The 23,050-nt window shown below is 68.6% G+C and carries 17 protein-coding genes and 1 pseudogene; 5 read left to right on the top strand and 13 right to left on the bottom strand.

The annotated features are described in order from the left end of the window. Positions 1–370 precede the first annotated feature (370 nt). The 6 genes and pseudogenes from ACIBK0_RS33245 to ACIBK0_RS33220 all read right to left on the bottom strand — a co-directional run. Positions 371–1,189, bottom strand: coding sequence for a hypothetical protein (locus tag ACIBK0_RS33245; protein ID WP_399088046.1), 819 nt, complete (start codon positions 1,187–1,189; stop codon positions 371–373). A 154-nt stretch (positions 1,190–1,343) separates the two neighbouring features. Then, entirely contained in the window at positions 1,344–2,336 is a 993-nt protein-coding gene (locus ACIBK0_RS33240; protein ID WP_399088044.1) for a hypothetical protein, read from the bottom strand. After that, entirely contained in the window at positions 2,311–3,222 is a 912-nt protein-coding gene (locus tag ACIBK0_RS33235) for a glycosyltransferase (RefSeq protein WP_399088041.1), read from the bottom strand. The genes ACIBK0_RS33240 and ACIBK0_RS33235 overlap by 26 nt, the downstream gene beginning before the upstream one ends. Beyond that, a complete protein-coding gene (locus tag ACIBK0_RS33230) occupies positions 3,173–4,249 on the bottom strand; it encodes a glycosyltransferase (RefSeq protein ID WP_399088039.1) in 1,077 nt (358 codons plus the stop codon). The genes ACIBK0_RS33235 and ACIBK0_RS33230 overlap by 50 nt, the downstream gene beginning before the upstream one ends. Positions 4,250–4,260: 11 nt before the next feature. Next, complete coding sequence (locus ACIBK0_RS33225) at positions 4,261–5,508, bottom strand: DUF1972 domain-containing protein (protein ID WP_399088037.1); 1,248 nt, start codon at positions 5,506–5,508, stop codon at positions 4,261–4,263. Beyond that, positions 5,508–5,741, bottom strand: a pseudogene (locus ACIBK0_RS33220) (sugar transferase); the annotation flags it as partial. The pseudogene ACIBK0_RS33220 and the gene ACIBK0_RS33225, both read right to left, overlap by 1 nt. A 933-nt stretch (positions 5,742–6,674) precedes the next feature. Here ACIBK0_RS33220 and ACIBK0_RS33215 point away from each other — a divergent pair. Further along, positions 6,675–8,039, top strand: coding sequence for a sugar transferase (locus ACIBK0_RS33215; RefSeq protein WP_399088097.1), 1,365 nt, complete (start codon positions 6,675–6,677; stop codon positions 8,037–8,039). 153 nt (positions 8,040–8,192) lie between these two features. Here the strand turns inward: ACIBK0_RS33215 and ACIBK0_RS33210 are convergent, their stop codons facing one another. The 4 genes from ACIBK0_RS33210 to ACIBK0_RS33195 form a co-directional block, all read right to left on the bottom strand. After that, positions 8,193–10,394: a transglycosylase domain-containing protein gene (locus tag ACIBK0_RS33210; protein ID WP_399088035.1), complete on the bottom strand. Its 2,202-nt coding sequence runs from the start codon at positions 10,392–10,394 to the stop codon at positions 8,193–8,195. A gap of 134 nt (positions 10,395–10,528) precedes the next feature. Further along, the gene (locus ACIBK0_RS33205) at positions 10,529–12,952 is read right to left on the bottom strand and encodes a glycosyltransferase (protein ID WP_399088033.1); all 2,424 of its coding nucleotides are present in this window, start codon (positions 12,950–12,952) and stop codon (positions 10,529–10,531) included. Between the two features lie 14 nt (positions 12,953–12,966). Then, positions 12,967–13,776 (bottom strand): hypothetical protein, encoded by an 810-nt coding sequence (locus tag ACIBK0_RS33200; protein WP_399088031.1) that lies wholly within the window; start codon positions 13,774–13,776, stop codon positions 12,967–12,969. A 306-nt stretch (positions 13,777–14,082) separates the two neighbouring features. Beyond that, positions 14,083–14,577: a DUF1877 family protein gene (locus tag ACIBK0_RS33195; RefSeq protein WP_399088029.1), complete on the bottom strand. Its 495-nt coding sequence runs from the start codon at positions 14,575–14,577 to the stop codon at positions 14,083–14,085. Between the two features lie 856 nt (positions 14,578–15,433). Between ACIBK0_RS33195 and ACIBK0_RS33190 the strand changes: the two genes are divergently transcribed. Both ACIBK0_RS33190 and ACIBK0_RS33185 read left to right on the top strand, forming a co-directional pair. Then, positions 15,434–16,066, top strand: a complete 633-nt coding sequence (locus ACIBK0_RS33190) for an RNA polymerase sigma factor (protein WP_399088095.1) — start codon at positions 15,434–15,436, stop codon at positions 16,064–16,066. A gap of 87 nt (positions 16,067–16,153) precedes the next feature. Further along, complete coding sequence (locus tag ACIBK0_RS33185; RefSeq protein ID WP_399088027.1) at positions 16,154–16,948, top strand: hypothetical protein; 795 nt, start codon at positions 16,154–16,156, stop codon at positions 16,946–16,948. A 282-nt stretch (positions 16,949–17,230) separates the two neighbouring features. On the opposite strand, the gene ACIBK0_RS33180 is transcribed toward ACIBK0_RS33185, so the two are convergent. Beyond that, positions 17,231–17,569 (bottom strand): hypothetical protein, encoded by a 339-nt coding sequence (locus ACIBK0_RS33180; protein WP_399088025.1) that lies wholly within the window; start codon positions 17,567–17,569, stop codon positions 17,231–17,233. Between the two features lie 547 nt (positions 17,570–18,116). Between ACIBK0_RS33180 and ACIBK0_RS33175 the strand changes: the two genes are divergently transcribed. Next, on the top strand, positions 18,117–18,596 hold the full coding sequence (locus ACIBK0_RS33175; RefSeq protein WP_399088023.1) for a hypothetical protein: 480 nt from the start codon (positions 18,117–18,119) through the stop codon (positions 18,594–18,596). 53 nt (positions 18,597–18,649) lie between these two features. Here the strand turns inward: ACIBK0_RS33175 and ACIBK0_RS33170 are convergent, their stop codons facing one another. Next, positions 18,650–19,903 (bottom strand): LPXTG cell wall anchor domain-containing protein, encoded by a 1,254-nt coding sequence (locus tag ACIBK0_RS33170; protein ID WP_399088021.1) that lies wholly within the window; start codon positions 19,901–19,903, stop codon positions 18,650–18,652. Between the two features lie 252 nt (positions 19,904–20,155). Between ACIBK0_RS33170 and ACIBK0_RS33165 the strand changes: the two genes are divergently transcribed. After that, entirely contained in the window at positions 20,156–20,980 is an 825-nt protein-coding gene (locus tag ACIBK0_RS33165; RefSeq protein WP_399088019.1) for an SDR family oxidoreductase, read from the top strand. A 499-nt stretch (positions 20,981–21,479) separates the two neighbouring features. Here the strand turns inward: ACIBK0_RS33165 and ACIBK0_RS33160 are convergent, their stop codons facing one another. Further along, entirely contained in the window at positions 21,480–22,598 is a 1,119-nt protein-coding gene (locus ACIBK0_RS33160; protein ID WP_399088017.1) for a GNAT family N-acetyltransferase, read from the bottom strand. Between the last annotated feature and the right edge of the window lie 452 nt (positions 22,599–23,050).

The raw sequence follows: 23,050 nt of genomic DNA, 5'->3' as shown, positions 1-23,050 counted from the left end.
TCCGGGTGCCGTGGAACCCCGGCGCAGCCGCAGCGACACGCGAAGGCCCCACCCGCGATCAGGGCGAACCGACGGCCCGGTCATGCACTCACGACCGCTGAAGAATCGAGGTTGAATGGTGCGACGTACCTCGTCTTGCGCTCGAGCGGCATTCGTATACCCCAGTTGGCTGCGCCCGCGTAGTCAAGGTTCTCAGCATGTTCGAATGAGTTCGATGGCGGCGAATGCCTCGCCAAGGCGGGCGACCGAGTCATCGGTCGACGCGTTGTCCACGACGAAAATGTGAGGGCGCAACGTCTGAGCACCGCAGTGACCGCATGGCCTCCAGGAGCTCATCCTCGCCATTTAGGTTCGGGATCACGACGCAATATCAATCACTCTTGGTCTCTTCGAGAGTCTGAAGCTCGCCCACAAACGAGTCATCAACAGTCGAACTCAGCTCAATGCGAGCAAGAGCAATCGAATCATAGGTGCGCTGGAGCTGCAGGTCATTCTTCCCCTGTTCGACATTGGTCAGCCACAACGCCCCCGCTTGGGTGCCTGGGATAACTCGCTCGCGCAAGGGGCGGGATCTGACTTGGCGCGTTGGGAAGCCTTCTTTCACAGCAATCCAGTGGAGCCAAAGGTCGTCGGCGTGAGGAGCACTCTCGACGAAGCCTTGACCGTATCGGAAGATCGCACTCTGGAGCGAGCGGGGGTAGAGCGTGCCGCCGACCCCCGTGGCGACGTTCCGATAGCTTGCGCGGTCCGAACTACATAGGTGCCAACTTGAGTAGGGGACGGGAACTCCGTTGGCAATCCCAAACGTGCGGGCTCGGTGGCACACGACTGAGCCCGGTTCTGATTTACTCACGGCAACGAGTTCGCTCAGCCAGTGACGAGGGTAGAAGACGTCGTCGTCGGCCGTGACAAGTGGTAGTTGCGCCGAATCGGCAACGGCGGGGCCAAGGCACTGAGCCACGTACGGCCAGTACTTCTTGTGCGGTCCCAGGTCCGCGCAGTGGCGGATCTCGAGGCCACGTCTTTCGAGTCGCCGCAGAGACGGATTGACCGACTCACCATCCGCCAACCACAGAATGAGACGGCGGGGGCGGACCGATCCAAGCCCGATACTCTCGATTGCGACTGGTGCATAGCGCAGCCGATCACCATAGCTGGTGAGGGACACAACAGCGTCTGCATCGCCCACGACGCGGCACCAGCTACATCGATTCCAAGTCAACAGCAACCCTCGAAGAGCCAGGCGAAGAAAGTAGCCAATTCGTTTCCGGGGCTTGGGGGCAGGTGGTGGCGTCACGGCTTGCCCCTCCCGCTCGTCACGCCCGGGCATTACCATTCGAATGTCACCCATGACTGTACATGTTCCCTTCCAGTACTGATTTCCAGGCTCTTGAGCTGGCATACGCCTGACGGCCGAGCTGAGCACGCAGCTTTTGGTCATCAGTGTCGAACGCGCGGTGAATGGCGCGAACCCACGCCTGTGGCTCCTGGCTGCTCGGCAAGGTGCCAAGGGAGCCGAAAACCGCCGCCAAGCTTGAATCTGCTGGCCCGACAACCGGCACGAGGTTCTCGAGCGCGCGCATAGCGATGCCACTCTGAAAGAACCGCCGGTAGGGAACCAGCACTACGGTTGACTCGCCGCTAAGCATGGTCTCCAATTCCCCCTCAGAGATGAAACGGCTGTCAACCGACCAGCCCGCCACCTCTGGCCAACCGCGACCCGCCACCCGAAGGCTCACTTCGTCGGGCAACTCGCGGGCTACAGACTCCATCAACTCGATGTCCCGATCCGGCTTGTACTGGCCGAGCACGTAGACGGAGCGCAGCTCCGTGGGGCGCTTGGCGGGGGAGCGGTCGAGCACAGGATGAGGCATACAGACAATCCTTTGCAGACCGTGCCGCGCCACCACACGTGTTGCCTCGTCTGAGTGGGTCACCACCAGGCAATTGAGACGCCGTGCCAACCATTTCAGCGCGCGTCCGTAGCCGACTGCTCGCACGAGCGGATCTGGATCATGCAAGACCACAAGGCCCCGCCTGCCAAGGAGCATCCGAACGCACACAACGTCCAGATAGCCCAACATCGGCCAAGCCAGGATCACACTGCCCCCGTGACGCGCGCACTGGAGCCGCGCGTGAAACAACAACCAATAGCAGGAGGCAAGCCACCGTAGGCGCGACCCACCAGAGGCACTCGGCTCGTCCATCGACAGCACCGTCGTTGTCATGCCGGCGGACTCGAGGTTCTGTGTCAGTGCCCGCCCGTAGTGAGCCAGCATCGAGCCAAGCGGGTTCACCACGATGACATTCCTAGACAAGACGCGCTCGCCTCCCATCGAGCATCCCTCGCAGCACAGCCCGGAAGGCCGTGAGGTCGGAATGCCTTGCCGCCTTCGCCACCGCTCGTGCCGTAACGGACGCCAGCGCGAGGTGGCGAAAGCCACGACGACCGAATCGCCTGTGCAGGAGCTGGATGTTGCGGACCTCGTAATAGGGCGGCATGCCCCCGGTGGACTGACTTGCGCGGGCGTCGTACGCAACGGCCACCTTCATGCCGGAAGCGCGTAGGCGCAGGTGAAGTTCAACCTCCTCCATATACAGGAAATATCGCTCGTCCATTCCGAGCCCGAGCGCGGAGGGGCGATACATCACCGCAGCACCATCAGCCCATTCAACCGTCGCGTAGTCACGGCCGACCTCCAACTCCGTGCTGTGCCTCGGCAAGCGGAGGCAGCCGGTCAAGTACCCGCCGGTCGACCACACTCCTTCACCCGACGCCCCCCGCACTGTGAGCAGTGGTGCGACGGCACCAACGGACGGGTCACCCCGAACCGTCTCTGCAAGTACTGCGACCGCACCCTGCGAGAAGAGAACCTCGTGCGTCACCACCAGCACTGCTTCAGCACATCCCGCGGCGACCAGGTCGACAAGTCGGAAGCCCGCGTTGACTGCTGCTCCATATCCCTGGTTTTCGACGCGCAGCAAGTGAACACCTGAAGGTAGAGCCCTGACCAGCTCCGGCTCAGATACCCGGTCCATCGAGTTGTCGACAACAACGATCCGCTTCGGGTCAATGCCTTCGTCCAACAGATTGTGCGCCGTCGCCTCGAGTGTCTCGAGGCTGTTGTGATGAACAACCACAGCCCAGACTCTTGAGACCACCTGTTGTGCGTCAGTCACCCGAGCCCCCGTGGAGAACTTCATGCGAACGCTGTCGGCCATGAACCTCGGGTAGGTCTCCTGACACACGGGACATTGGCAGCGGGGAGACCAGAGCGGCTGAGATGGCGGCCGCGAGGCTCTGCGAACTCAGCATCTCGGATTGCACAACCTGATGCCCCCGCGAGCTCAGGTACCCGGCAAGTCCGGTCTCGTCCGTCGTGACTACTGTCAGCCCAAGGGAGAGCGCTTCCGAAATGGGAAGGCCGACCTGTTCCCTCCAACGCTTCTCGCGCACGGACGGCGCAACGAGTACCAGCGCAGAGCCGATCAACTCGAGCGCCTCTTGATGCGGAAGGAGGCCCAAGAAGCGGCGCTGACCTGGATTGGCACGACACCACTGGGTAATGGCGTCGTCAAGGGGTCCCGTCCCCACGATCGAGAAGACGGCATCGGGATATTCCGCTTCGAGTAATTCCCATGACGACATAGCCACATCAATACCCTTGCGAGGGGAGGTCTCGCCGAGAAACACGAGGCCCTGCCGCGACCGCGTCTCGGCTCCTCGCGACGCCGGCAGCTCCAAGATGACGGGATATCTCTCGGCGCCCGGCCAGATAGCGGCATACGTCTTCTGCGCGCTGGGGGTGCCAAAGACCACGAAGTCCACGGCATACCTCAGATACAGCTTGAGGAACGCACCCAGCACGAGCCGGACGAATCGATGACATGGAACGTTGCCCACAAGCTCGACGAACTCCGCGTTTTCGATTGCATAACATACAACCTGCACCGGCTTTCGCCGGATGACCCCACCCAGCTTCGCGGAAAGTGCAACGACTGCGGTGCGAGGCAACTCGCGGAGCCAGAGGGGCTCGGGGACCTCGACGGCGCTCTGCGCGTAGAGGGCCACGCCAAGGCATGCCTTCCAAATCGATACCGCATGCGCATTGCTTGGGACATCATCGTCCCGCATATCCCATTTGATCCCGTAGAAGAGGCCAGTAACATCTGGGCGCTCAGCAAGATGTTCGGCCTGCTTAGCCCTCAACTCGGGGAGAACCTGAACGGTTGAGTTGGGCCGCCGCATACCCACCCTTGTCAAATGCGCAAGCATGGCTCTCCGCTGGCGTTATCCCGTAGCAACTGCCTGATCGCTCGCCTAGCGGTCGTACCGAGATCGGGCAGGGCCAGGCGCGGGGATCGAGTCCCAACGAGCGCGAGCGTCGCCCCTTCCTTGCGCCCCGCGATCTCCAGCAGCATCTGCTCGTACCCGTCGGTCACGTCGTCCCAGCGGTAGGCCACCGATACGTGGTCCTGGCCGGTCTTGCCGCGAAGCAGCGCCCCCTCGACGTCGGCGTCGTCCGCCCGGAGAACGTCGGCCACTTCCTCTGGTGTACCGAAGAGGCGGGCGTGGCCCGCGGTGACCTCACGGTTGAAGTTCACGTCGTAGGCCGATACCGGAGCAGCGCAGCCGAGCGCGCGGAGCAGTGACGGGTTGGTGCCGCCGACCGAGTGGCCGTGCAGGTAGCTGCGACAGTTGCCGTAGAGCTGGTTCAGCAGCCGCTGGTCCCACACCGCGCCGATGAACCGGGTGTCCGACTGGCCGGCAAGCCGCTTCACATGGTCGATGTACTCGTTTCCGTACGGGGTGCCACCCACCACCACGAGCGGGGCGTCCGAGCCGGCCAGGGCGTAGCCCTCGACGATCATGTGGATGTGGTTCTCGGGCTCCATGCGGGCCACGACCAGGTGGTACTCACCTGTCTCAAGGCCGTGCTGCTTCAGCAGGTCCGACTCGGGGTAGAGGATCGGAGCGCCGTACGCGATGACGTAGGAGTGTCGGCGGTAGCTGTCCCACAGGTGGTCGGCGATGCCCTGGGCGTCGGCGATCAGCGCCAGGCCCTCGGTGGCGGCCTTCCTCTCGGCCCACTTGTAGTACTTGGCGCCGACGCCGGCCCACTTCTGGCGCTTCCACTCGATGCCGTCCATGTGGACCGCGGTCGGGATGCCCGCCTTGCGCATGCGGGCGAGGAACGGCGCGTTGGCGGCGTTGAAAACCACGGCGGCATCCGGGGTGTTCTTCGGCCTGGTCGCGTGGCGCACCGACAACGCGGTGTGGCTCAGTGTCTCCAGGGATCGCTTGCGCAGCGCAGGCATGTTGACGAGTTCCATGCCGAGGTACTCGGTCATCGTCTGGCCCTCGTTGCGGCAGTAGACGGTCACTCGGTGACCACGCGCGACGAGGCGCTTGCCGACCTCCTCGACCGCGGTCTCGAAACCGCCGTACTGCGCCGGAACGCCTCGCGTCCCGATCATGGCGATGTGCATCCAGTTCCCCGTATTCATCAGTAGGCCGGTCGGCCGACCAACACAGCGTGAGCGGTCCGCATGAGGATGTGCAGGTCCCTGACCATGGACCAGTTGTCGACGTACCAGAGGTCCAGGCGGACCGCCTCGTCGAACGGAAGATCACTACGCCCCGACACCTGCCACATCCCGGTGATGCCCGGGCGGACGAGCAGGCAGCGCTGCATCTGCCGCGGGTACTCCGCGACCTCGTCGGGCAGAGGCGGGCGCGGGTTGCGACGCATCTTTGGACCTGAATGCCACGGCCGACACGGCCATCAACGCGAATGCTGTCCAAGTGGCGCGGACGACGCGGCGGTACCCCTCGGTCCCCTGGCCGATGACGCGTGGGCTCCGGGTCCGGAACGCGATGAGTGTCAGCGACCACACGATCGCCATGACGACACCAAGGACTTCGTACGACAGGGAGAAGGGGGCGTCGGCGCGTGCATCTGACGCCAGGCCGAACCATGTTGCTCTGGCGATCCCCAGCACCATGAAGAGCACCGCGAGGCCGAGGATCCTCGTGTAGGGCCTGCGCCAACTGGGCGGGACGGTGGCCGTGACGGCGTACCGCCGAGCCCAGATCGGACCCAGGACCTGCTCGAGCATGGGTACCCCGTTCTTTCGTCTACCTAAGGGTAGGTATGCCAAATTTGGCTGACATGTAGTGTTTTGACGATCTCACCAACGCGACCCTGGCCACAATCCGGCACGCCCGGCCCCTTCAACGCAGACAGGTGAAGTGGCTCATCGATCTTGAGCTTGATGACGCCGTTGTGTCCTGCGCTGATGGCGTTGGCGAGGCCGGCCAGGAGGAGCCGGTCGACCCGGCGGATCGCACCGCCCTCCAGCGCCCTCCCGCGGAAGCACCCTCCTGAGAACTCCTCGCCTCCCGGCCCCGGCGTGTGCATATGCATGGGGCATGGAGCTCTGCTCATCGGGTGAGAGTTGCCCGCGGCCCAGCGTCGCGCCCCGCTGTTGAGTGGACAGTCATACACACTCGGCTAGTCCTTTTTGTTGCGTTTGGAGGGCGAATGCGGCCGTTCGGGGAGACATTGCCCCACGTACCAGTGGCAAGACCTGCGCAAACACAGGTCATCCGGGAGCAGCCGCCGGCCGGGCGCCGCACCGGCAAGCCTGTCTGGTACGCGCCGGCCGCCGTCATGGGCGACGCGGCCGGCGCCGCCGTGCCGGTGTATCTGGCCTTCGCGCTGGCCGGCAGCACGCATGCCGCGGCCTACGCGACGGTGGCGGCCGCAGCATGGCTGCTCGTGCGCGGCGCACGGGACCGCTACTGCGAGCGCCGTCTCGGTGAGCGCGACAACGCCGGCCCCGTGCTGCAGGACTGGCTGGTGCTGGTCGGACTGCTCGCGGTGGTGCGGGCGGCGACGGGCGAGGAGTCCCCGTTCCTCCTCGCACTGGCCGCCCTGGTGCCCTGCGCCCCGACGAGCGCCGTCGTGCACACACTGATCCACCGTCATCTGGTCGCCCGACGCCGCGACGGTCGGGCCATCCGCCGGGCCCTGGTGATCGGTGAGGCGAACGCCGTCGACGGTGTGGTGAGCCACCTCGCGAATCGAACCGGCCACGAGTTCGTCGTCGTCGGGGTGTGCCCGATCGGCGACGAGAACCCGCACGCACTGGCCCCGGTCGCCGCCCGCCTCGACAGACAGACTCCGCCGCGCCTGTCGGCCGACTCCGCCCCGGTACTGGAGGCGGCCCGGCGGCTCGACGTGGACGTGGTTCTCGTCGTGCCGGGACCGTACATGACCGGAACGCGCCTGCGGCGGCTGTCGTGGGCCCTGCACAGCGAGGAGCGCCCGCTCGTGGTCGTACCGGGCCTGACCGAGGTGGCCGGGCGCCGGGTGGGCGTCCTCTCCGTGGCCGGGCTGACGATGCTGAACGTGGCCCCGCCCCTGAGGCGGGGGCTTGCGACGCTGCTCAAGTCGGCAACGGACCGGCTGGGCGCGGCGCTGCTGATCGTGCTGCTCATCCCAGTGTTCGTGGCGGTGGCCCTCGCCGTACGACTGGACTCCCCGGGCCCCGTCGTGCACCGGCAGACGCGCATCGGCCGCGGTGGAAAACCGTTCACCATGTCCAAATTTCGCACCATGGTCGCCGACGCGGAGCGGCTGAGGCACCAGCTGACCGCGACCAACGAGCAGGACGGCCGGATGTTCAAGATCCGCCGCGATCCGCGGATCACCCGCGTCGGCCGGGTACTGCGCCGCTGCTCCCTGGACGAACTGCCCCAACTGGTCAACGTGGTGCAGGGACACATGTCCCTGGTCGGTCCGCGACCGCCGCTGCCCGACGAGGCCGCCGGTTACGACGAGGTGGAGCGGCGCAGGCTGGCCGTCAAGCCGGGGCTCACCGGCCTGTGGCAGGTCAGCGGCCGCTCCAACCTCTCCTGGGACGAGACGGTCGCCCTGGACCTCAGGTACGTGGACAACTGGTCCCCGGCCGGGGACCTCAGGGTTCTCATTCGCACGGTGCGCGTCGTCGTTGCGGGCACCGGGGCCTACTGATTCCCCATGCCGCTGTCAGTCCTGGCTCGTGACTGGCTGTGGTCAATCCGGCGCCGCCGCGCGGGCGGGTGGCCCGATCGGGGCCCGTGGGTGTCCGTCCGGGTGAGGCGGCCGATCGGCTGGTGCCGCCTGCGATGACCGGTGTCGTCGTGGTCAACGGCACTTGTGGTGGCGGCACTTGGGACTTGTCGTCGGGACGCCCGGCGTGGGGGCGGCAGTGGTGGTCGTCTTCTTGCCCGGCTTGCCGCCCCGCTTGACGGGGGCCGCGGACGGGGACGGCGTGGGAGCGCCGGGCTCGTCGGTGCCGTGGCCGAGGGGGGCGGGCGCAGGGAAGGGGGCGTCGGGCAGGCCGGCGAGGGCGTCGCGCATGTACTGGGTCCAGATCTCGGTGGGGATGTCACCGCCGAACACCTTCTGCAGACCGCCGACGCCCACCAGGGATTGCAACTGCGGGTGCTTCGGGTCCTCTCGGAAGAGGACGACGGAGGTGGCGAGTTGCGGCGTGTAGCCGATGAACCAGGCCGACCGGAAGTCGTCGGTGGTCCCGGTCTTGCCCGCCGCGGTCCTGCCGAGAGCCTGGGCCTTGGTGCCGGTGCCCCGGGCGACGACGCCCCGGAGCACGTCGGTCACGTTGCCGGCGACCGCCGCCGGCAGGGCCCGCACGGGGGCGGGTGCGGTGAAGCCGGACAGTGCGGAGCCGTTGTGGGTCACCTTGGTCACCGAGTACGGGGGTGTCTGCATCCCCTTGGCGGCGAAGGTCGCGTAGACACCCGCCATCCGAATGGCGCTCGGTGTCGAGGTACCGATGTAGAAGCCGGCGCTGGGGGCGGCGAGGCTGCCCGGGCGCAGGCCGAGGGCTTGTGCTGTCCTCGCCACGTTCCCGTGGCCGACGTCCTCTCCCAGTTGCACGTAGGGCGTGTTGACCGACTGCTCCATCGCCTTGCGCAGGGAGATGTAGCCCCAGCGCTGGTCGGTGTCGTTGTGCTGGTGGAGGAGGCCGGTGGGGTCCTTGGGGTCGGCGACGTAATTGCCCTGCTGGTCCTTGATCTTGATGCCGTCGTCACCGTTGAACCTGCTGGCCGGGGTGATCGGCTCCGGGGACTTGCCGGGTTGCAGGACGGCTCCGTGCTGGAGCGCCGCCGCGAGGACGATGGGTTTGAAGGTCGATCCCACCGGGACGCCGGAGGTGTCGGCGTTGTCCGAGTAGTGGGCGTGGTCGAAGCCGGGGCCACCGTAGACGGCGAGGATCCTGCCGGTCCTGGGTTCCACCGAGGCGGCTCCGACCTGGACGTCCCGGTCGACCGACCGGTGGGCGGGGTCGAGGCGTTGCTTGCGGACCCTTGCGACGGCCCTGGCCAGTTCCGCCGTCTTCTTCCTGTCGAAGGTGGTGTGGATCTGGTAGCCACCCCGGCTCAGGGCGCTGTCGGTGATGGTCCGGTCGTGTGCCTCGATGTACGACCTGGCGAGTTGGACCAGGTAGCCGGTCTCGCCCGTGAGCCCCGAACCGGGGGTCCATTTCCTGGGTACGGGGAATCCGGCGGCCGCGTACCGTGCCCGCTGTTGTGGCGTCAGCTTGCCGATCTTCACCATCCGGTCGAGCACCCAGGACCAGCGCGCTTCCGCCTGTGCCTTGGCCGCGGGGTCGGAGTCCGCGTGCTGGAAGAGACTCGGCTCGTTGACCGCCGCGGCGAGGAAGGCTCCCCGGCTCACGTCGAGCCTGTCCACAGGGAGGTTGTAGTACATGCGGGCCGCGGCCTGGATGCCGTTGGCCTGACGGCCGAAGAAGCAGGTGTTCAGATACCCCTGGAGGATCTGCTCCTTGGTCATGCCGGCGCCGATCTTGGTGGAGATCAGCAGTTCCTTGAACTTGCGTGAGACCGTCTGCGACTGATCCAGGTAGGTGTTCTTGACGAACTGCTGGGTGATCGTCGATCCGGACTGGACGGAACCGCCCTCGGCCATGTCGACGACGGCGCGCAGGATGCCTTTCGGGTCGATGCCCGGGTCGGTGTAGAAGGAGGCGTTCTCCGCGGCGATGAAGTCCCACCGCACGTCGGCGGGTACCTGCGAGAGCGACACGTTCTGCCGGTTGACGCTGCCGTCGGTCGCCAGGACCGTGCCGTCCGACCAGTAGTAGACGTTGTTCTGCAGCAGCGTCGTGGGATTGGGGTCGGGAATGGTGACCGTGGCGTAGGCATAGCCGACGGCTGCTGCCGTGCCGCCGAAGAAGAGCAGGAAGAGCGCCAGCAGTTGGCGCACCGACGGCAGCCAGCGGCGCGGGCCCGTCCTGCTTCGGCGCGGGTAGTCGATCCAACGTTTCTTCTGTGGCGCCCTTCTCCGGGCACGGCGTGGCATGTCCTGTCGGGTGCCCTGGTCACGGAGTGAGGCCCGGCCGCTCGTGGCGCGATCACCCCCGGCACGCCTGCCACCGTTGACGCGCTGCGGCGGTCTCCGCCGGTGTCCGCTCATGAGCTCTGCTCACTGTCCTCTCAGTACAACTGCGGTGTCTCGTACGGTCCGGGCTGCCGGAAGCCCTGGTGGGATGGTGGGGGCTCCGGAAGGCCGTCGTACGGTGCCGGCTGCTGGAGGGCGTCGTACGGTGCCGACTGCGGAAATCCGTCGTACGGTCCCGGCTCCGGAAAGCCGTCGTACGGTGCCTGCTCCGGAAACCCGTCGTACCGCGCCGGCTCCGGACGACCGTCGTACGGCGCCGGCCGCAAAAAACCGGGGTTCTGCGGAGGGAGGTCATTGCCGGGCGCCTTCGCGACCACCGGGGCCTGCAGGCTGCCGTACCTCTCCATGCGCTGCCACCGCAGCCGTGAGCCCGACAGGGCGGTGAAGACGGACTGGATCACCACCAGGTACATCAGCTGCCGGTAGACGAACTGCTGCAGCGGCAGGCTCCACAGCGGGCCCGGGCGTTCTCCGTCCAGGCGGAACGCGTACAGACCCATCAGGAGTTGCAGGAGCAGGAAGGCAAGCCACAGCCCGATGATCCGGACCGGGTCGAGGAAGACCAGCCCGTACACGGCGAAGACGTCCACGACGGGTGCGAGCAGCGGCAGCAGCACCTGGAAGAGCAGCAGATAGCCCAGACCCCTGCGACCCAGTTTGCCGGCGGCACCGCGCTGCACCAGCGCGCCGCGGTGCTTCCACATCGCCTGCAGGGTTCCGTAGCACCAGCGGTACCGCTGCCGCCACAGGGCGTTGAGTGACGCGGGTGCCTCGGTCCAGGCCTTCGCGCCCTCCTCGTAGACGACGCGCCAGCCGTCGCGGCACAGCGCCATGGTGAGGTCGGTGTCCTCGGCGAGGGTGACGTCACTGACACCGCCGAGGTCGAGCAGCGCCCGGCGGCGGAACGCGCCGACCGCTCCGGGAACGGTCGGCATGCATTCGGCGAGATCGAACAGGCGGCGGTCGAGGTTGAACCCGACCACGTACTCGATGTGCTGCCAACGGCCCAGCATGCCACCGCGGTTGATGACCTTGGCGTTGCCCGAGACGGCGCCCACCCGGGGGTCGGCGAAGGGCTGCACGATCGTGCGAACGGTCTCGGGTTCGAAGACCGTGTCGCCGTCGACCATGACCACCAGGTCGCAGGTGGCGGCGGCGAGTCCGGTGTTGAGCGCGGCGGGCTTGCCCGCGTTCGGCTGCCGGATCACCCGCACCGGCAGGCGGAGCGACTCCACCAGGTCGGCGGTGCCGTCGGTCGAACCGTCGTCCACCACGATGATCTCCACCGGATGGTCCGAGGCGAGCAGTGAACGCACGGCCGCCTCGATCCCGGCGCTCTCGTTGTACGCGGGGACGATGACGCTGACCGGCTCGGTCACCGGCGGCCCCCACGACCGGCCGCGACGCCTGGCCCGCAGGCGCCGATGCCTCCGGGCGGCGGTCAGCACGACCACCGCGCGCAGCACGCTGATCACTCCGGCCGCGTACATCAGCACGCCCAGCAGCCACACCACCCAGTCGCCGCCCTGCAGCACCTTGATGAGGGCCATTCCCTGCAGATGGTCGCCGAGCCCGGCGGGCTGGACGGGTCCGGCCATGCCGACTGCGGCGCCGACCGTCGCGAACCGGAAGCCCTGCGCCTTGAGCCGTGGCACCAGGGCGCTCAGCGCGGCGACGGTCTGCGACCGGTCACCGCCGCCGTCGTGCATCAGCACGATCTGCCCGGCGTGGCCGTGCGGTGTCGCGTGGGAGAGGATGCGGTCCGCGCCGGGACGCTGCCAGTCCTCGGCGTCCTTGGTGGAGAGCACCGTGACATAACCTGCCGCGTCGGCCTGTTCGAGGACGGACCAGTCGGCGTCGTCCAGCGCGTCGTTCCTCGAGGAGAACGGCGGCCTCAGCAGGGCGGTGGTGACCCCCGCGGCGCCGGCCACCGCCAACTGCGTCTCGCGCAGCTCCAGGGAACGCTGCCACGGGGCGAGACGGGCCAGATCGGGATGGGTGAAGGTGTGGATGCCGATCTGGTGACCGTCGGCGACGATCCGGCGGACCAGCTCCGGGTGGGCCACGACCTCGGTTCCGACGACGAAGAACGTCGCGTGCACATGGTTGCGGCGCAGCACGTCCAGGATCCGTGGCGTCCAGACGGGGTCGGGGCCGTCGTCGAAGGTGAGTGCGATGGTGCGGGCCTTCACCCGGGCGGTGTGCGGAGAGGTGGCGGCATCCGCGATCACCGGGCCGCCATGGGTCACCTCGTTGGGCACTGCCTCGCTCCGGCCACGGGCACCGCTCACGTCGTCCGATGCGATCCCGAACATGTGGTGGGTGTAACCCTGCAGCAGGAGGGCCGTCGACAGGGTCACCGCGAGCACGCTCAGCAGCAGCCAGTGGGTGCGGGGCGTGATCTGGCGGGTGCGGCTGTGGCGGCGAGCGGAAGCGTTGCGGCGTCGGCGGTCGGTCACGTCAGGGCCTTGGATCACTTCACGGGCTTGTGGGACGAGCCGACGGCGCGCCCCTTGGAGGTGGGGGCGGCGGCCGAGGTCGCAGCGGTGGTCCGGGTGGGTGCCGCAGTGGACCCGGACGTGGCCGCAGGGGCGGCGGAGGCTGCCGCCTGCTCGGTGGCACTGGGGGTCTTCTGCGCCACGGGGCTGGAGTTCTTCCGCGCCACGGTGGAGCTCACGCTCTCTCCGGAGTGTCCGGTGCCGGACGAGGAGTCGGGTGCGGTCGCCCGGGGCGTGGCCGGGTGCGTGGCGGCCGACTGCGGGACGAACGGAGAGCTGATGCTGGGGCCGCCCAGCATCGTGCTGATCAGCAGGGCGACATAGCCGCCGGCGGGGATCACCAGCAGCCGGGCGGCGCGGAGCACGCGGCGCTGGCGCCGCCCCGAGGAATCTGCGAAGACCGGCCGCACCGACTCGCTCACCGGCGCGTCCGGTCCTGGTACGGGATGGCCGGGTGTGTCGGATGGCGGGGGCGGCACGGTGAGGACGTCCCCATGGGGAACGCCCCACGCCGTCGTGGCGGGGCCCGGCCCGGCCGCGTAGGGAGGCATCTCGGTGACGTAGGGGTCCGTCCCCGTCGCATGGGCGTTGCTCTGCGGGTACGTCCACTGCGCGAGCTGTCCTGGATCCCAGGACGGCGTGGCCGTGTCGGCAGTGGCACTGCCGCCGTAGCCGTAGCCGTAGCCGTACTCGTACTCGTACTCGTACTCGTGGGCATACGCGTACCCGACGTCGCTGTACGGATCCTCGCCGTACGCTCCGCCGCTCTGGTCCCTCCACTGCACGAGTCGTGCCCCCTGTCCTGGCCGACCGACATGGTCGTCCGCATGGAAAGAGCGCACTCGGCCGAAAGTGTTACACCTCGGCCGCACAGTACGGATAAGCCGCACAGTACGGATAATTCGACTGAAAGGGATTCACCGGGCACGAAGTGGCCGATTGCGCAGAGTGCTTGGCGAGGCGCCCGCCTGCGGGAGGATGGCCGGCCTGCGCAAGGCCGACGGGGAGCAAGCCTGCCATTGGTCCTCCGCGTGGCGGACACGCGATGCATCTGTCAGCCGCAGGTTTCTGACCCGCGCCTTGCGAGTGCCTCAGGCCGGTAGCCATTTCACCACCGCCTCTCCGTACTCGGCAGTCTGTGCGTAGAACGCCCTCAACTCCTGGTGCGCCACCGCGAACGCATGCAACGTCTCGGGCTCCGCGGTCACGCCGCCGTAGCGCGGCAGCAGTTCGTCGCGGGCGAAATCCCACAGCGCGTCGAAGTCGGCCATCGCCAGGAACCCGGCCACCTGGCGGGCCTGGGCCGCCGTCAGCACCAGGAACGGCGGCTTGTGCCGGTCGGCGCGGAAGACCGGTCGGCCACCGAGCACCACCTGGGTCCGGGGCCGGGCCTCGGCACGATTCGGGGAAGCGCCGGCGTAGAGGCGCTCCTGGTCCAGGTAACGCCTGTCCAGCACTTCCTCACGGTGCCGGACGGCCCGTTGCCGGACGGTCTCCGACTCGTCCTCGAAAAGTCGTTCCAACCAGGTCGCACTGTTGCGCAGCGCCGGGGGCGGCACCGCTCGCAGACGGAGGTACGTACTCATGCCACAAGGAGCGCACGAGGGCGCCGAAGCATCACGCGGCTCGACGGCCCCGTTCCGGGAAGGCCCCTCGACCGTCGTGCGCGCGAGGTGGGGGCGGTCCGCGGTCCCACGCCGGTGCCGGGAATCTCCCGGCACCGGCGACGATCACCGGATCCGCACGGTCGGCGGACGGCCGTGGGATCCCCTCGGCGAGGCCCGCCGCTGCTTCGTCCAAGACGGTTCGCTGCGGCTGTTGTGCCGCGACGAGACGGCCGGCGCGGCAAACCCGGGATCAGCGGCCGCGGTGAGCTCCATGATCCGCGCCTGCCCGCCGGCCGTCGGTCCGGCACATGCGTAGGGGTGGCCGGAACCCCGCGCAGTGGGCGGGGCCCGGCCACCCCCATCCCTCTGCGTGCCGCTCTCGGGGGGAGTCAAGAGCGACACGCAGAGAGGTCCGGGGAGCCGTGGGTCGCGGTTGCCGGCGCCCCGTCGGGCGGTCGGCCTGCGTCCGTACGGCACGAACCCGGTACTCACCCAGCGCACGGTCGGCGCGAAACGTCACCCGGCCCGGGCGGTGCGGTTCTCGTACCGCCGTCCGAGCGCCGTGTCCAGGGGCCGCTGACGAGCTGTCATGTCGACCCGGCCCCGACATGGATACGTGTGTGTCCCCGACCCGGCGCACCTCTCGGACCTGCGGCGACGACCCGCGCGCCGTCGGCGACCGCGCGACGGGGCCCGGCCGCGACGGGAGGGGTGCGTGGTGCCGTTGTGACACTTCTGTGAGGACGGACGCTGAGAAACATGGGGGCCGTCGATGCGACCGGAACGCCTCGGGCGGTACGGACTCGTCATGAACCCGGTACGAACGAGGACAGACTTGGGCCAGGTACGGCAACCCCGGCGCGTACAGGCGTACGACGGGGAATTGGGCGCGGCAGTCGCGCAGGCCCAGGGAGGCGACGAGGCCGCATTCGCTCTCGCCTACCGGATCGTGCAGCCAGGCCTGCTCGGCTATCTGCGCGGATTCGTCGGCGACGACGCGGAGGACGTGGCGTCCGACGCCTGGCTGGAGATTGCCCGCGATCTGGGACGGTTCAAGGGGGACGGGGCCGGTTTCCGCGGCTGGACGGTGACCATCGCCCGGCACCGGGCACTGGACCATCTGCGCCGCCAGCGGGCGCGCCCCCGGCCTGGGGCGATCGAACAGGACGTACTGAACCTGCCCGGCCCGCACAGCACCCATGAACAGGCCCTGGAGTCCCTCTCCACCGAGCGGGCCCTGGAACTGGTCCGCGGACTCCCGCGGGACCAGGCCGAGGCCGTGCTCCTGCGGGTCCTCGTCGGCCTTGACGGTCCCGCCACCGCACGCGTCCTCGGCAAGCGCCCTGGAGCGGTGCGCACCGCCGCCCACCGAGGCCTGAAACGCCTCGCCCGCCAGCTGGGCATCGACAGCGAGGCGGAGGAGGGTGTGACGGATGAGGCTTCCCGAACGCTGGGGGAGTCGAAATGAACCAGGACGGCGACAGCTGCCGACAGACAGGCATCAGATCCGGTGCCCCGAACGAATCGAACCGGTCGAACAGGAACGGAAGCGGACATGGGTGAACGGCTGAGCGGCGACGGAGTTATGGGCCGTCGGCGTGTGCACCCTGGCGGCGCCGTGTCCGGTCCGCGGGACGCACGGGCCGCCGCCGCGCTGGAAAGCGTCCTGGCCGCCGTCCTGCGCGTAGGCGATCTCGACCCCGAGGCGGAGCAGCGGGCCGTGGCCGCCTTCCGCACCGCCCACACCGCGGGCGCGCACCGGGCGCGTACCCGTCGCCGGGACGACTGGCGTCCGGCCGCGGAGCGGCGTGCCAGGCGCCCGGCGAAGATGACGTTCGGCGTGGTGTTCGCCAGCCTCACCCTGGGTGGAGTCGCGGTCGCGGCCATCGGTTCCGCCGGCTCGTCCACGGACGGTGCCGGTGCCGGGCGGGGGACCGCACACCCGTCGGCGGTCGCCCCGGACCGGCCGGGCGATGCGGCCTCGTCGGCGTCCGGCGGTCCCGGAGCGACGGACGGCCCGGCCACCGCCCAGGACACCGAAGCCCACTGCCGCGCCTACGAGCAGGTCAAGGACCGCGGCAAGGCGCTCGACGCGACGACCTGGCAGCGGCTCGTCGCGGCCGCCGGCGGCAAGGACAAGGTCGCCGCCTACTGCTCCGAGCAGCTGGCGCGAGCGACAGCGGAGCCGAGCAGGCCGGACAGCACGGGCAAGCCCAGCGGGCGCACCACAGACGCCGGCAACGGCACGGCGGCAAACACCGGCATCTCCGGCAACAACCCCGGCGGCACGGACAACGCGGCAGGGAATGGCCAGGAAAGCGGCGACAAGGGCAGTGGGAAGCACAAATAGCCGCCGCCGCGCCCCATCGGGGCCCGTAGGGGGGCGAAGGGCGAGCTCAGGATCAGACGGCGATTCCGGGCCACGCTCTTCACGCTCCCGGAGGACAGACCTGCGTCAGCCTTCGTGCTTCTCATGGATGCCGCAGGCCCCCCGTCGCCCGCTCCACGTGACACCCTCAAGTCCGATGACTTTGGGGGTCGTTGTCCGGGTCGTTGTCCGAGACGAATGCCCCGCCGCGCCGAATCGGTCGCCGCTTTCGCGGAGTTGGCCGGGGCCGCCGTGCGCGAAACCTCAGTGGTGGACCATGGCGCAAGTGACCTTGGTCTTCCCGTTGCCCGTCTTGACGACGAACTTGCTCCCGCTCAGACCGTCGATGTCAAACCTTCCCGACTTGTCCGTGGAGACAGTGCCCGAGGCGGACCCCGAGTAGGTCACCTTCGTGCCGCCGGGCCATCCCACACCCCACACGTGGTACTTGCCGTTCGACTCTTTTTCGACATGGCACGCGGCGCGGGACGCGGCGCCGGGCGCGGTGGTGGTCGAGGCGTGCGCGGCAAGCGCTGGGCCCAGCGCGAGCGCGGGGGCGACCAGGAACGTGAGTGCTGTGAGACGACGAGTCCGGTTCATCATTCAACCTGCCTTGGACGTTGCCGGTGCGGCCAGTGGGACGTGACGGCTCCGCACCGCGGCAGCGGTCGCACAGAACGCCGAGGAGGCGAGCCTCACTCCGTCACGCCGTGCACCTACCACCCCACATGGACACTGCATTCCGTTCGCTTCCGGAGCATGTCGTGGGGTTTGATGCCTTTTCCATCGTATCGTCCGGCCTGTTGCGCAGCATCTCGCGGATCCAAGGACTACGGACGGAGTGAGCCCCCGAGGAAAGCGATGCGACTTCGGCTCACTCATTCTGCGCACAGAGGCAGGGGCGTCGGTCAGACGTTATTGACGGGACAGGAGTTTGGCATGATCAGCCCGTGCTGATCGATTACGGCCGCGTAAGCCGCATCCCCGTACGGCCTCGATCGGAGGGCGTGTGAGAGGCCGTTGGTTCCGTCGGCGCGCGGCGGACGCAGGCTCCGGCGCTGTCGAATTGGAGTTCGCCCCCTCGGGCAGGGTCACCGCAGAGTCATTGGCGCGAGTCAGGACTGCAGCGGAACGCGGTCACGTCGTGGCCATGGCCAACTTGGGGGCGGCTCTGTACGTGGAGGGGGACCGCACCGGGGCGCTCCACTGGTGGAACAGGGCCTGGGAGGCCGGGAACGTCACGGCCGGCTTCAACCTGGGCACTCTGCATGCTCAGGCAGGCGACACCAACCGCGCACAGGTGGTCTGGGAACGCGCCGCCGCTCAGGGCGATCCCGACGCCATGCTCGGTCTGGTCAAGCAGGCACTGGAACGTGGCGACCTGGCGACGGTGGAACGCTGGTCCTCCGTCATCAAGGCACAGCAAGAGGCCTTCCCCATCACCGCGTTGGGCGTGGCGCTCCGGGATCACGGACGTGAGGCCGAGGCCGTCAGCGCGTTCGTGCGAGCTGAGGAACTGGGTGACGCGTATGCCATGGAGTACCGAGCCCGCATCCTGGACGCCCGGGGGGCGCACCAGAAAGCCGCAGGGCTGAGAGCGCGAGCAGCAACTGCCGAGCGCATGACGTGACTGCGCGGCAGAGTCAACCCCGTGCAGCGGGGTTGACTCTGCGGCGCTGGCTGTCAGGAGGACTTGGCGTCCGCGCGGCGTCGTACGGCCAGGATCAGCAGGCCACCCAGCGCTGCGGCGGCGGCCGCGGCACCGGCGAGAAGCGAGGTGCCCTCGGAGCCCGTGCTCGCCAGGTTGCCGCCCGTGGAACCGCTGGTGGAACCGCCGGTCGACGCGCCCGGCGAGGCGGAGACCGCGGTGCTCGAGCCGCCGACGGCCTGGCCCTGCGGGTGGTTGCCGTCACCGCCCGTTCCGGAGCCGCCGTCCTGCGGTCCGCCGTCCTCCGATCCCCCGCCCTCCGATCCGCCGGCGGTGGCGGCGCCTCCCGAAGTGCCCGTACCGGGTTCGTCGTCGCCGGGCACATCGATGCTGAGGGAGGCTTTGTCGTTCGCCGGGTTCTTGTCGAACACCGGGTGAATGTCGTACACGGAGGTCGCCTTCACCTCGCCCTTGGTGTCCTGCGCCGTGTCGTTGAGCTTGAGCACGAAGGTATAGGTGAGCGACTGGCCGACCTCGATGGTGTGGTCGGCGGGCGAGCAGACGTACCGCGGCTTTCCCGGTGCCGATGGACCGCTCGGGCCGTCGATCCCGAACGGCTCGCAGTCCTTGGGCACTTCGAGGGCGACGGTGCCGGGCGGGATCTGCACCATGAGCGCCGTCTGGTCGTCGCTCTCCTGGTTCTGAATCCAGCCGGGGCCGTCGTTGCGCAGCGTTGCCTCCACCGTCGCGGTGTGGCCGGGACGCGCCTCGGCCCGGTCACCGACCGCGACGAGGTCGGCCGTACTGTCCGCGGTCAGGGTCAGCCGCCGGTAGCTGTCGGTGTACCCCTCCCCCGGTGCCTCACCGGTACGCCCGGTGCCATACTCGACAGCCTCCATCAGCGCCTTGGGCAGCGCCTTGAACCGGACGGGCGTGGTGACGGAGGCGCCGGGTTCGATGACGGTGTCGAGCTCGCACAGCGCCTGTCCGACCTGGTCCTCGACGGTCGAGTAGGTGCAGCCCTCGACGGGCTCGGGGAAGTCGAGTCCCCGGGTCAGCCGGATCCGGAAGGTGACGCCGTTCGCCGCCACCGTGCCGTTGTTGGTGAGGGTCACCGACTCGTCGTACACCTCACCGGGCTTGGGAGCGGTACGCGGCAGAGTCGAGATCACCAGGTCGGGCCCGGCCTCCTCGGCATGCGCCACGGGAGCGGCGGCTGCGGGAACGGCCGCGGCGATCGCGGCAGCGGCCGTGATCGTCGCCGCTGCGGGGCGGATGTGCTGGCGCACAGTGGGTCTCCTCGTGGGGACGGGAAGGGCGATGACCGGGCCGTTGGCCACCCGGACATGTCCTGGACACCTGGAAGACCCCGGGGGTTGTAGAACCGGAGGGTGAGCATGCCGACCCGGCGTCTCCGGGGCCGGTGTGCCTCGTCCGGGAGTGCCGGGGTTGCCCTTGAGTGCACTCCAGGGTGTTCGCTGGTGAAGGAAGCGCCGCGATGTCACGACGGAGCGGGCGACGAGTTTCATGAGGAGCACGCCATGACACAGAAGATCTGGTTCATCACCGGTGCCTCACGCGGCTTCGGGCGGGAGTGGGCGATCGCGGCGCTGGAACGCGGCGACTCCGTGGCCGCGACGGCACGCGATCTGTCCACGTTGGACGATCTTGGCGCGACCTACGGAGAGCGGCTCCTGCCCATTGAACTCGACGTCACCGACCGCGACGCCGACTTCGCCGCAGTGCGGCAGGCGCACGAGCGGTTCGGGCGCCTCGACGTGGTGGTCAACAACGCCGGATACGGCCACTTCGGGATGGTCGAGGAGATCACCGAGGCAGAGGCCCGCGCGCAACTGGAGACCAATCTGTTCGGCGCGCTGTGGGTCACCCAGGCCGCACTGCCGTTCCTGCGCGAGCAAGGCAGCGGCCATATTCTGCAGGTTTCTTCCATCGGTGGGATCAGCGCGTTCCCGCTGGTCGGCATCTACCACGCGTCGAAGTGGGCGCTCGAAGGGATCAGCCAGTCGCTGTCCCAGGAAGTGGCACAGTTCGGCATCAAGGTCACGCTGATCGAGCCCGGTGGGTTCGCCACCGACTGGGCCGGCTCCTCGTCGAGCACCTCCGAACAGTTGCCGGCATACGCCGAGTTCCACGAGCAGGTGCAGGAGCAGCGCCGCCAACGCGTCGGCACCCCGGGCGACCCGCAGGCGTCCGCCGCGGCCGTGCTGGAGATCGTGGACGCCGACGAGCCGCCGCTGCGCTGCTTCTTCGGTTCGGCGCCGCTGGGTATCGCCAGGGCCGACTACGAGCAGCGTCTGGCGACATGGGAGAAATGGCAGCCGGTGGCGGAGCTGGCGCAGGGCTGAGCGGGGGGGTCTGCAGCGATCGGCGGGCGACAACGGCAGGCAGCGGCAGTGGGCTGGCCCGTGCCACCACCAGGCCCGGCATCCCGTACGGGTTCGCAGTCGGTACGGCGGCCACGCTCCGCCCAGTGGACTCCAGAACGGCGGCCACGCTCCGCCAGGCGAACTCAGGGACGCCAGGCAGCCACTCCGCCCGCTGAACTCCGGGACCGCAGCCACGCTCCGCCCGCTGAACTCCGGGACGGCGGCCACGCTCCCACAAGTTAACGCAGGGCGGGCGGCCGCGCTCCGCCCGGTGGACTCCAGGACAACGGCGGCTCCGCCACGTGAACTCCCCTACAGCGGCATGTCGATGCCGCCGTCCCACGGACACGGAGGCCGGCACCAGCGCCGTAGCGCCAGTGCAGAGCCGACCGTGCCGAGGCATGCGGACGCAGTCCGGCGGATGCATTCCGGCGTGCGTATTCCGGCGTGCGTATTCGGTCCGAGTGGCGAAGCCTGGTCAGCTTGCGCGCGGCCCCGCTCCGCCGGAGCCCGTCCGGCCCGACGTGCGGAGCGTGCCGACCGTCTTCAGCAGTCGGTCGGCCGGATCGCGCAGTCTGGGGTGGGCAAGGACCGTGTTCCGCAGGCCGCGTACCGGCCGGCGCCAGAGCCGGTGCGCCGCCGCCACCGGGTGGGGGCGGATCGCGAACCCTTCGCCCACGCGCAGTTCGCGGGTCTTGAGCCAGTCCTTCCACTCCTTGTCGCCGCGCCCCAGATCCATGAGCCGTACGCCGTCCCGGCCCGCGGCCTCGGCCATCCGCAGATGCATGATCAGCCCGGGCGAGTAGTAGCGCAGCTCGGGGTCGTACGCGGTGAACCAGGCCGCGAACGCCGTACGCGATGTCGGTCCGAAGTGCGCGGCCACCGGCCGGTCGCCGGCGTACACCACGGAGAGCACACCGGTGAAGTGCTCCTCGCGGACGTCGAACAGATGGTCCACCAGGTCCACGATCCACGGCCGCGCGAACCGGTCCATGCGACCGGTTCTTCGATACTGGGCGGACTTCCACCGCATGAGCGTGCGCAGCACGCGCGGGTCGCGCTCGTCGTAGACGAACCGCATCTCGCCCAGGTCGCGGCCCAGCCGGCGTTCCTTCTTCAGCGTCGTCTTGGCCAGCCCCGGGTACGCGCCGCGCAGCCACTCCGCATAGCTGCCGTGGCCGCCGTCCTTCAGGTCGATGACCGGTGAGGCGAAGGTTCCCGTGGCGTATCTGCCGAAGGGTTTCTGCTCCTCGACGAGATGGTCGAACTCGAAGACGGACAGCCCACAGGCCCGCAGCAGTTCCTGCGTGTCCCAGGTGACCCCGGGGCGGTGCACGAGGGCCTGGCAGTCGGACAGACCGAGCCCGATGGCCCGGCCGACGCCGAAGGAGTTGCGCTCGTACGGGAAGAAGCCCACGGGCTCTCCGCCCTCGTGCAGGACCGCCACCCGCGCCCCACCGCGGTGTCTGCCGACCCCGGCCGCGAACTCCGGTGCCAGGAAGGGGTTGGCGTAATCGGGCGACTCGTCCATCGCCCGGTGCCACGCCACGCGAAGCCGAGTACTCAGCTCCCCGGGTCTGTGGATCGTGATGTCCACCTCAGATCAACCGCCCTTCCACAGGCTCCGCGAGGGACGTACTGGTCACGGCGCAGGCCCCTAAGGCGCGTGGATCATTGCTCATGGATCGCATGGGCGACCGCTCCCCCCAGTTCCCCCCATGACGCGCCGGCCGCGTCCTGTCACTTCTTTGGCTATCCCCTGAACCACGCCGTGTACGCGCTCGTTCCACGGTCGCCGACCGAGTCTCGAACTGTCCAGCGAGGCTCAAACGTCGCGAAACAGTACGCACGCTGTCAAGGGTGTCTGTCGTAACGGAAGCGTGCGGATCGGGTCTCACGGCCGGCATGGCTCCGGCCGCCGACCCCACCCCGGCGGCCGCAGGCCGCCCAAGCCGCATCCTGCCGGACGAATGGGCCTACCAGCAGTTCTACACTTCACCCGCCCATCACCAAGGCCATAAACGACTCATAGGACGGAAGGACCTGGCC

The organism is Streptomyces sp. NPDC050564, from assembly GCF_044457265.1.
Classification (GTDB): Bacteria; Actinomycetota; Actinomycetes; order Streptomycetales; family Streptomycetaceae; genus Streptomyces.
Note: the sequence above shows the minus strand (reverse complement) of the source record. Positions and strands in the feature narration are given on the sequence as shown.